The sequence below is a fragment of the Phocaeicola fibrisolvens genome (genome assembly GCF_025567125.1).
Taxonomy (GTDB): Bacteria; Bacteroidota; Bacteroidia; order Bacteroidales; family Bacteroidaceae; genus Phocaeicola; species Phocaeicola fibrisolvens.
Map to the genome: position 1 here is coordinate 78,339 of NZ_JAOQJI010000004.1, position 11,507 is coordinate 89,845.

At 45.4% G+C, this 11,507-nt stretch carries 3 protein-coding genes and 2 pseudogenes; 4 read left to right on the forward strand and 1 reads right to left on the reverse strand.

Annotation, left to right across the window (positions count from 1 at the left end; translation table 11 throughout):
• Positions 1 to 190: 190 nt before the first annotated feature.
• A complete protein-coding gene (locus OCV81_RS02740; protein WP_148328164.1) occupies positions 191 to 3,538 on the forward strand; it encodes a glycoside hydrolase family 2 TIM barrel-domain containing protein in 3,348 nt (1,115 codons plus the stop codon).
• A 547-nt stretch (positions 3,539 to 4,085) separates the two neighbouring features.
• Here OCV81_RS02740 and OCV81_RS02745 read toward each other — a convergent pair.
• Positions 4,086 to 6,065 (reverse strand): alpha-L-arabinofuranosidase C-terminal domain-containing protein, encoded by a 1,980-nt coding sequence (locus OCV81_RS02745; RefSeq protein ID WP_148328166.1) that lies wholly within the window; start codon positions 6,063 to 6,065, stop codon positions 4,086 to 4,088.
• 154 nt (positions 6,066 to 6,219) lie between these two features.
• Between OCV81_RS02745 and OCV81_RS02750 the strand changes: the two are divergent.
• The 3 genes and pseudogenes from OCV81_RS02750 to OCV81_RS02760 all read left to right on the forward strand — a co-directional run bounded on the left by OCV81_RS02750 (position 6,220) and on the right by OCV81_RS02760 (position 11,293).
• Positions 6,220 to 6,495: pseudogene (locus OCV81_RS02750) on the forward strand (DUF4372 domain-containing protein).
• A 162-nt stretch (positions 6,496 to 6,657) separates the two neighbouring features.
• Positions 6,658 to 6,858 (forward strand): annotated as a pseudogene (locus OCV81_RS02755) (hypothetical protein); the annotation flags it as partial.
• Between the two features lie 223 nt (positions 6,859 to 7,081).
• Positions 7,082 to 11,293: a hybrid sensor histidine kinase/response regulator transcription factor gene (locus OCV81_RS02760; RefSeq protein ID WP_148328168.1), complete on the forward strand. Its 4,212-nt coding sequence runs from the start codon at positions 7,082 to 7,084 to the stop codon at positions 11,291 to 11,293.
• The last annotated feature ends 214 nt before the right edge of the window (positions 11,294 to 11,507 follow it).

The following is an 11,507-nucleotide window of genomic DNA, read 5'->3' on the forward strand; positions in this document are numbered from 1 at the left end:
GGACATTTTTAATATGTGCAGGTTCCTATTCGCTTGAAGTTCAGGCTGAAAATTAAAGAAGTGGGTCGTTGTCATTGAGGTAAGGAACTTTCCTCTATAAAGAAAATAAAATTCATGAAGAAATTTGTGGAGAATATGAAATATTCTTCCTAACTTGCGCTCATAAATTTATTAACCTTAAAAAGGACAGATGGAAAAGAAACTCACACAAGCAATCAAGACACTTTGTTACACATTGACTGGAGTGTTGACTGTCAGCGGAACTCCTCAGCAGATGTTTGCGGAAAATGCCTCTTTACCTTATTGGAAAGATATTCAAACCGTATCTGTAAACCGCGAAGCGCCTCGATCGGCCTTTATGACGTATGCCGACAAGACACAGGCTTTGACCGGAAAGTATGAAAACAGCCCTTATTATGAGCTGTTGAACGGAACCTGGAAATTTTATTATACGGATTCTTACCTGAATCTTCCGGCCGATATCACTTCGCCGGAGACCAGTACAGCCGGATGGCACGACATCCAGGTGCCGGGCAACTGGGAAGTACAGGGTTTCGGTACGGCCATTTATACCAACCATGGTTATGAGTTCCAGCCGCGCAATCCGCAGCCTCCGCTGTTGCCGGAGAAAAATCCGGTAGGCGTGTACCGCCGTGACGTTACGGTACCTTCGGAATGGAAGGGACGCGATATTTACCTGCACATTGCCGGAGCCAAATCGGGCTGCTATGTATACCTGAATGGAAAAGAAGTGGGCTACAACGAGGATTCCAAGAATCCGGCAGAATATTTAATCAACGACTACCTGAAGGATGGGAACAACGTACTGACTTTGAAGATTTTCCGCTGGAGCACGGGTTCGTATCTGGAATGTCAGGACTTCTGGCGTATCAGCGGTATCGAACGCGATGTGTTCCTTTATTCGCAGCCGAAGGCTTCGGTACAGGATTTCCGTATCACTTCCACTTTGGATGATTCTTATACCAAGGGTATCTTCCGTCTGGACATGGAACTGAAGAACCACCGTACACAGACAGCGGGACTGAGTGTAAGCTATGAATTGCTGGACAGCAAGGACAAGGTGGTAGCCAGTGGCGAGCAGGCATCCGAGGTGTTGCCGGGAAAAGAAGGTACGGTGTCTTTCAGCAAGGAACTGCCGGAAGTACAGACGTGGACCTCGGAAGCCCCGAATTTGTATAAATTGTTGATGACGGTGAAGGAAAACGGCAAGGTGACTGAGGTCATTCCGTATCACGTAGGTTTCCGCCGTATCGAAATCAAGGAAATTGATCAGAAGGCAGCCAATGGCAAGAACTACCATGTGTTGTTCATCAACGGACAGCCGTTGAAACTGAAAGGGGTGAACATGCACGAACACAATCCGCTGACAGGTCATTACGTGAGCGAAGAACTGATGCGCAAGGACCTGGAACTGATGAAGCGCAACAATATCAACACGGTGCGTCTGTGCCATTATCCGCAGGACCGTCGTTTCTATGAACTGTGTGATGAATATGGGCTTTATATCTATGATGAGGCTAACATCGAGAGCCACGGTATGTATTACAGCCTGAGCAAGGGCGGTACGTTGGGAAATAATCCGGAGTGGCTGAAGCCGCATTTGTATCGTGTGGAAAACATGTTTGAACGTAACAAAAACTATCCTTCTGTGACGTTCTGGTCATTGGGTAATGAAGCCGGTAACGGATATAACTTCTATGAGGCTTACTTGTGGGTGAAACAGGCTGACAAGGGACTGATGGACCGTCCGGTGAATTATGAGCGTGCACAATGGGAATGGAACTCAGATATGTACGTACCTCAATATCCTAGTGCATCTTGGCTGGAAAGTATCGGCCGTCAGGGCAGTGACCGTCCGGTGGTGCCGTCGGAATATGCGCATGCCATGGGTAACTCTACCGGAGGCTTGTGGGACCAGTGGAAAGCGATTTATACCTATCCGAACCTGCAGGGAGGTTATATCTGGGACTGGGTAGACCAGGGTATTTTGGTAAAGGATGAGAACGGAAGAGACTATTGGGCTTACGGAGGTGACTTCGGTACCAACATGCCGAGCGACGGTAACTTCTGCTGCAACGGTATCGTGAATCCGGACCGTAATCCTCATCCGGCGATGAGTGAAGTGAAATATGCGCATCAGAATGTGGCTTTCGAAGCTACCGACCTGGCGAACGGAAAATTCAATGTGCTCAACCGTTTCTATTTCACCAACCTGAAGAAATACCAGATTGCGTATGAGGTGAAAGAAAACAACAAGGTGGTACGCCGTGGAAAAGTATCGCTGGACGTGGCTCCTCAGGCCAAGAAAGAATTGGCGGTAAACGTCGGAGGATTGAAGGCTAAGGCAGGTACAGAATATTTCGTGAACTTCTCGGTGACGACGCTGGAACCGGAACCGCTGATTCCGGTCGGTTATGAAATTGCGCATGAACAGTTCCGTCTGCCGGTAGAGGCACTCGACCGTTCGTTCACGGTGCAAGGTCCGGCTTTGCAGTGCAGTGAAAACGGCAACCTGCTGACGGTACAGTCGTCACGCGTATCGTTTGTGTTCGATAAGTCGACCGGGCTGGTGACTTCCTATAAAGTAAAAGGTACTGAATACTTCCACGACGGATTCGGTTTGCAGCCTAATTTCTGGCGTGGACCGAACGACAACGACTACGGAAGCCAGATGCCGAAACGTCTGCAAATCTGGAAACAGTCGAGCAAGAACTTCAACGTAGTGGATGCCTCACTCGCCTTGGACGGAAAAGATGCCGTATTGAAGGTGAGCTACCTGCTGGCTGCGGGCAATCTCTACATTGCGACTTACCGCATCCATCCGTCGGGAGTGGTGAAGGCGGATTACACCTTTACCTCTACCGAAATGCAGGCCGCTCAGACTGAGGCTTCGGAAGCGACCCTGATGGCTACCTTTACACCGGGCAACGAAGCACGTCGTAAGGAAAGTTCCAAACTGGTGGTACCGCGCATCGGAGTACGTTTCCGTTTGCCAGCCGACATGGAGCAGGTGACTTATTTCGGACGTGGACCGGAAGAAAACTACTGTGATCGCAACAACGGTACACTGGTGGGTGAATACCGGAGCACGGCAGAACAGATGTATTATCCTTACGTCCGTCCGCAAGAGAACGGACATCACACCGATACCCGCTGGCTGACTTTGAAGCAGAAAAACGGTAAGGGATTGGCTGTGTATGCCGACGGAACGATGGAATTCAATTCTCTCCGTAATTCCGTAGAGGATTTTGACGGTGAAGAAGCCACGAACCGCGATTATCAGTGGAACAACCGGGATGCGGAAGAACTGAAACATGATATCCGTACGGCGAAAGACATCAAGCCGCGTCAGACCCACATCAACGATATTACTCCGCGTGATTTTGTGGAAGTCTGCCTGGACATGCGCCAGATGGGTGTGGGCGGTTTCGACAGCTGGGGTTCTATTCCAGACCCGCAGTACCTGATTCCGGCCAATAAGGAATACCGTTGGGGATTCACTATCGTACCGATGTAAAAATCGCCTGTCATAGGAAATAAAAATTCCGGGCTTGAGCAAAAGGAATGCTCAGGCCCGGAATTTTTTTGTGTTCACGTACGGACATAAAAAAAGGAGTTCCGCTGAACTCCAACCTTTTGTTAACCTTAAATCTAATACTATGAAAAACACGTTGCAAAGGTAAAGACTTTCCGGAAATCTGCAAAGGAATGAATCTAAAAGATGTGTTTTATAACATAATTTGGAAAATGCCGCTTATTTGAAAGATTTATTAAGAAAAACGGCTGTAATGGAGTTTGAGAAACATTTTCACACAAAAGTTACTTTGTTTACATGATTTTGTAATATATTTTTCCGAACTTTGTTACAGAACAATTGGAGGAAGTTACTATGGAATTAAGTTTAAAGGAGCGTCAGAAGGCCCTGAAGGTGACACTGACCATGGTACTGGTGGCATGTACTTGTTTATTGTATTTAGGATATAGGTTGTGCATGTATTATTAAAGCGAAAAAAAAGGTGCGTCCGGGCAATCCAGACGCACCTTTTTGGCAATAACCGATGACTTTATTTGCTTTCTTTTTTGAATTTGTAGACAGCAAATGTCATGGCACCTATTTCAGTATTGAGCGTATTTCCTTCGATGGATACGGCACTCTCTTGAGGGGTAATCAGATTCGGGTTGTCGAGTGTATTCTCTGCATCCGGATTTTCGGTATGCAGGGTAATGCATTTCCCGTCGCCTAAAGTGACAGATTTCTTCAGTCCCTTGAATTCCAGCGTGAGAGGCTGTGCCTTGTCGGAAGTGTTGGCCACTTTTACAATGTAAGTTTGGGTCGGTTCATCCCAAACGGCACTGGCAAAGAGTCCGTTCTGCCCCTCTTGTCCGCTGACCGGTTTCTTGTCCATGGTCAGAGGTACGACGTTGGTACCTTTGTTGTGACCGTAGAGTGACTGTACATACCAGCTGCAGGTGCGTACCGAGCGCAGGTTGTCGAACCAGATTAAGTCCGGACGCCACTGCCATCCTTCCACGTGAGCCAGCAGCGGAGCGTAGGTAGCCATGTGTACCACATCGGCATTTCTTTCTACTCCAGTCAGGAAGGCAGCTTCGAGCAGAGATGCGTGGAAGTGGTTCCATTTCTTGCCTTTTCCGTGGCAGGCGTATTCTCCGGCAAATACTTTCGGGCCTTTCCGGTCGTAGTTGTCGTAACGGTTGCCTGATTTCAGGAACCAGTCTTCCGGACGGTAGAAATGTTCGTCTACCAAGTCGACTTTCAGTTTCTTCATTTCCGGCCACAAGTAATCGAAATCCTTTCCTTCAGACTGCGGACCGGAGGAACCGATAATCTTGATTTCCGGATGTGCTTTGCGGATGGCTTCTACAAACGGTTTCAGACGTGCCGGATATTCCGGTCCCCACTGTTCGTTTCCGATGGCCATGAATTTCAGGTTGAACGGAGCCGGATGTCCCATGTCAGCACGGAGTTTTCCCCATTTGGTGTTGGTGTCGCCATTGGCAAACTCAATCAGGTCGAGTGCATCCTGAATGTAGCTGTCCAGTTGGTCTACGGGTACGTGTGCTTTCGGGTCATCGTTTTGGTACTGGCAAGCCAGTCCGCAGTTCAGTACCGGAAGCGGTTCGGCCCCCATGTCTTCAGCCAGCAGGAACAGTTCATAGAATCCCATGCCGTAGCTCTGGAAATAGTCCGGGAAGAAACGGTAGGGGAAGGTGTACTCCCAGCGGTTGCTGTTGAGTGGACGGTTTTCCACCGGTCCTACAGAGTTCTTCCAGTTGTAGCGGTCGGTGATTTCGGTTCCTTCCACGATACATCCTCCCGGGAAACGGAAGATGCCCGGTTTGGTATCGGCCAATGCCTGTACGAGGTCTTTCCGCAGTCCGTTTTCACGTCCTTTCCAGGTATCTACCGGGAACAAAGACACATGTTCCAAATCTACCGTGCCCGGAGAAGCCAGGAAGATTCTCAGATGTGCTTTGGCTTGTGTCTGAGTAGGAGTCAGGATGACTTCATATTTTTTCCAGTCCTTGGAGTTGATGTTTACGTCTTGTGAGGTGATGACCTGCGATTCTCCCATGGACGCATTGTCAATCAGTTCCACCTGTATTTTCTGGTTTTCCCCTCTTGCCCATACGGTAAAGCGGTATTTTTCGTTGGCCTTGATACCGATTCCGAAGAAGCCTTCGTTTTCAATGCCGGTCCGTTTGTGCGGATGGCTGGGGGCTCCGAGGCGTACGTAATGTGGATTCTTTTCAAACGGTCCGTCATCTTGGAGGGTGACGTTGCCGAAAATGTCCCATCCCATCAGGTGTTGTGGAAATTCGAACGAACGGTTTTTAATCAGTTCTGCATAGAGACCTCCATCGGCTCCATAGTTAATGTCTTCGAAGAAATGCCCGTACATGGTCGGTTGTATTTCCGCACCAAGCTTATTGGCCTGAATCACCATCTGATTGGTGTTTTGCGCTTGTAGGCTGAGGCCCGCACTGAGTGCAAGCGCAGAGATAAAGGCTAAGTGTTTGTTCATGGTTTTATTTTTAATTTAATGTGATACAACACTACTGTCCCGTAAAAGTGGATAAATGGTTCTTTGAAATTATTGAAATATAGTCGATTACACGGTTTTTTGAAATGAAACGGACTTGATTTTGCAACTTTGCAGTCTAATACAAATGGCTGCTATGTTCCAAGACAAATACGTATTCTCTCAATTAACCGCTTTTCTGAACAGGACTCAGTTCAACAACTATGTTCGCAAGTATGATGGTAATCACTACGTGAAGCAATTCACCTGCTGAAATCAGATGCTCGCGATGATGTTTGGCCAACTGAGTAACTGTGAGAGTCTGCGAGACTTAATTGTTGCTTTCGAGGTGCATAGGGACAAGCAATATCATCTTGGGTTAGGTCGTGAACCGATACCCAAGACAACTCTTGCGACAGCCAACCATATATGATGAAGGAAGCCTGTGAGAAGCGGACGACCAACATCCTTGACATTTCTGGAAAGAAATATGCGTTTGATTCAACAACGATTCCGTTGTGTCTAGCCACATTTCCATAGGCGAAGTTCCGAGGGAAGAAAGGAGGCATCAAAGCACGATTCTACAACAATGTCTTCAATCGTCCAGCATGATATGAAGTTGAAACGCTCAACCTATGAAGTTATGCAAATTTTCAGCATATCATTGACTGACAAAACCCACTTACGTGACCTGTTCGACAAGACTAATTTCAATGATGTCAAAGATCTAAATAATCCCCTGATTCCGGGCTATTTGATTAATTGTTTAACTCGTCCCATTTTAACGGGACACTAATGGTGATACAAACTTACATAAAAAGCGGCAATAAATTGACATAGTAATCATAAAATGTCTGTTTCTATGATTTTAGGGATAAATTTAGGGCCTATTGTTCTTCCTGAGGTGGACAATTTTTTCTATTAGGTGGACATTTGTTTTTTGAATGGATTTTTATCTCCTTTTTCCGAAAAAGACTGGAAAAACGGTATACCTTTGTCTGAAAAGTGAAAAGAAATCCATGAAAAGAAAAAGTTTGCTGTTCTATCTGTTCCTTGTATTCAGCTTGTGCAATCCGAATATACGGCTTTGTGCCATGCACAGTTCCTCTCGTTTTTCGTTGGCTTCTATTACGATGAACGACGGCTTGCCCTACAATTTTGTGGATGACATCATAAAATCCAGTGATGGGTATCTGTGGGTAACCACATACGGAGGAGGAGTGGCTCGTTACGACGGAAATGAGTTTGTCACTTTTCATACCAATGCAACCGATAAGAAAAGGGTCTTGAAAAGCAACTTTGTGGAGAAACTGACGGAGGATGCTTTTCATCGTATCTGGATGGCGGGAGAAGCGGGAATAGAATTGCTTTCTACCGAAAATCTGCAGATATTACCGGTTGCATCTTTGCAGTCGAAGCAGATGATGGAGTTGATGAAACTGCCCGCCAATTTTCTTTTGACGAGCAGAAAGGGGAATCTGTGGATTTGCAGTCGGGGACAAATTTATAAGGTTACGTTTCACGATACAGGGAAGGTGGAAAAGGTGATTCAGGTTTCAGACACTCCTTTGCATGAAAGAGGCAGTGTATTGGCTGAAATAGACGGGTATATCTGGTTCTTTCACAAGGGAAAACTTTGCCGGATTCGTGAGGATGTGGAAAGTATGCAGGAGCCGCAGCCGGTTTCCGTATCGTTGGAGATTCCGCCGATGGATGCCGTGTTCTGCATTTATCATTGCCAGAACAACGTGTGGATTGGAACCAATAACGGATTATATTGTTATGACCTGACGACAGATACCAACCGGTTTTATTTCCATGATGCACACAATCCGTCTTCTTTGTCACAAAACTACATCACTTCCATTACCTCGATGCAAGACAATCAGATTATTGTCGGGACATTGCTGGGGCTGAATGTGTTCAATGCCTCTACTTCCGATTTTACTCGTATTCAGGCTGGAGAGGTGATGGAGATGCACGGACTTTCTTGTAATTTCATCAATACGCTTTATACTGATAATGAAAACGACATTGTTTGGGTAGGGACTGAAATTGGAGGACTAAGCAAGATGTTTTCGGCCCGTTTGTCGGTGATTAATTATTATCATCAGCCGAATCAGCCAGGAAGTCTTTCGCGTAATCCGGTCAATGCAATTGTGGAAGACGAGTTTCATACTCTCTGGGTAGGTACGGTGGAAGGAGGGTTGAACTGTCATTTAAAGGGAAGCGAGCGTTTTTTGCATTATACGACCGATGCACCGGCTTGTTTGTCACACAACACGGTAAGTGTGCTGGTCTTAGATGACAAGGACCGATTGTATGTGGGCACTTGGGGAGGTGGAGTAGGATGGATAAACCGGCAGCCTTCTGCACCGAAACGCTATATTCCTCTTCCATTGAAAGATCCTTTTATTTCGAGTTTGGCTTTCGACCCCATCAATCACTTGCTGTGGATTGGAACCATGGGGAACTTGTATGTATACAATCCGGCAGATGGAAGTATTGTGGAACCTTTCTCGAAGGAAAGTAAGGCGGTTGTCAATCAGAATGCATTAGGCATGTGCATTACTCGTGAGAAGGAACTTTGGGCTTCATCGCCTTTTGGCCTTTTGAGAATCGATTTGGAGGCGTATGGGAAAGGACAGTTGAAATACAAGAAATATGTGTTTAAACTGGATAATCCGGCTTCGGAAAGAATAGAGCGCATTACGTCTATTTTTCAGTCGAAAGATGGTACGGTTTGGTTGGGAAGTAATGGTAACGGGTTTTATAAAGCGTTGCACAGAGGAAAAGAGTATCAGTTCATGGCGTTTACAAAAGACGATGGACTGGTAAGTAATAGTGTACGCGGGATTCTGGAAGACTGGTATGGGAATATTTGGGTATCTACGGACAATGGATTGTCGTGCTTTAATGTAAAAGAAGAGTCTTTCAGCAATTACAGTCAGATTGACGGATTGGTTTCCGACCAGTTTTATTGGAATGCAGGAGCTTTGTCTTATGACAAGGAACGTTTGTTCTTTGGCAGCCAGAAAGGGTTGACAGAAATCCATCCGATGATTGAAACAGAGCATAAATGTATGTATCCACTGGTTTTTACCCATTGCAAGGTGTTTGGTCAGGAGGTTTTTCCGCAGTCAGGAAAAATAGTGATGCATGAAAGTGACAAGTCATTGTCGATTGATTTTGCAGCTCTTGATTATATACTGGCACCTCAGTCCCAATATTCTTATCGTTTGAAAGGTTTTGATGATACGTGGGTAACGGTACCGGCCAGCCGCAACAATGCAACTTATACAAATCTTTATCCGGGAAAATATGTTTTTCAGCTTCAGTATGCGCCAGATGGGAAGCATTGGCTGACGCGTACGGCAAAACTGACGATTGTGGTCCGTCCTTATTTTTACAAGACTCCGTGGTTTTTACTTTCCACACTATTTATTTTGCTGTTCGGAGGATATCGTTTTCTGTTATGGCGTTACCAGACGATGAAGCGACAGCAGAATCTGCTGCATCAGATGGTGGAAGAACGTACTTCGGAACTGGAAGCGCAGAAAAAATTACTTTCCAACCAGACTCAGGAACTGTCTGAGCAAAATAAGTTGCTGAAAGACCAGAATGAGAAAATTACTGCACAGAAAAATCAGATTTTGGAAATGTCACGGAAGGTGGAGGAACTGACCATTGATAAACTGGCGTTTTTTACCAATATTACGCATGAATTCCGAACACCGCTGACTTTGATTGTCGGTCCGATTGAACGGGCTCTGAAATTAAGTTATAATCCCCAGGTAATTGAACAGTTGCATTTGGTGGAACGTAATTCCAAGTATCTTCTTTCGCTGGTCAATCAATTGATGGACTTCCGGAAAGTAGAGGAAGGGCATATCAAAATTGCCACCAATTACGGGAACTTGAAAGAGTTCATGAGTGAGATTGTACCTCCTTTTGCCGATTATGCAAGAAGTCGTGGTATTGACCTCCAGCTTTATCTGCATCTTTCAGATCCGTTCCTGATGTTTGACGAGGATGTGATGCGTAAAATCATGACTAACTTAATCAGTAATGCCCTGAAGTTTACTCCTAAGGGGGGAAATATTGGTATTTATGTGGGGACAATCGGCTGTCAGAAGGAGAAGAAATTGTTTATCAGTGTCCGCGATACGGGAAAAGGCATTCCAGAGAATGATATGGAGCGGATTTTCATGCAGTTCTATCAGTCGGACAATCAAAGCTTGGAATCGGTGAGTGGACAAAGTGGAACAGGCATTGGTTTGTATTTGTGCCGGAAACTGATTGATTTGCTGGATGGAAAAATTTATGCCAAGAACAACCGGGTGAAAGGCACGTCTTTCCGTATCCTTTTGCCAGCGGTGTATGGAGACAGACAGGAAAATCTGATACCCGAGGTAGAGAAAGACGATGCAGTGGTGGACATTCCACGTAACGGACGTATGACTGTTCTGGTTGTTGAAGACAATAAGGATATGCGTGATTATATCCGTTCCATCTTGATAGAATACTATAATGTGTTGGAAGCTTCTCAAGGTGAAGAGGCCTTGGGAATACTGCGTACCAGTAACGTCGATTTCATTATCAGCGATTTGATGATGCCGGTAATGGATGGAATGGAATTGTCTCGCCGGGTGAAAAGTGATTTTTCCATATCTCATATACCTTTCTTGATGCTGACGGCGAAGACTTCTGATGAGGCTCGTCTGGAAAGTTACAAGATGGGAGCGGATGCCTTTTTACTGAAGCCTTTTGATGAGAACATGTTGCTGGCCCGTATATCCAACATTCTGGAGAACCGGAAACGCGTGCAGCAGAAATTCTCCATAGATATGAATACCGATTCTTTGGAAGTGGAAGAAAATTCCGGTGACAAGAAATTTCTGAACAAAGCCATGGCGGTGGTGAAGGAAAATTACAAGAACCCGGATTTTGAAGTCAGTGATTTCATTGAAGCGGTAGGAATCAGCAAGAGCCTGTTGAACAAGAAAATGCAAAGCCTTACTGGGCAGTCGGCCGGACAGTTCATACGCAACTATCGTTTGAACCTGGCACGTGAACTTTTGTTAAGAAACCGGGTAAACCGCACGATGAATATTTCTGAGATAGCTTACGAGGTGGGTTTTAATGACCCTAAGTATTTTACCCGTTGTTTTACGAAGCATTTTAATGTGACTCCAAGTAGTTTGTTGGAAGGAAGTAGTTCTGATAAATAATATTTAGTTTGATGGAAAGGGGAACAAAATACTATTGTTCCCTTTTTTTTGCTTTTTGTCCTCTCGTAGTAGCAAAAATAGCATCCTATACACCTTTAAAGTCCGTTTGTCCACCTTCGTTTTCTTTGAGATTTCTACATTTGAAGCACTGAAAAACCATTTGTATCATGAAAGATTCTCCGTACTATGAAGAATAAAATATGAGTGAGTTTAA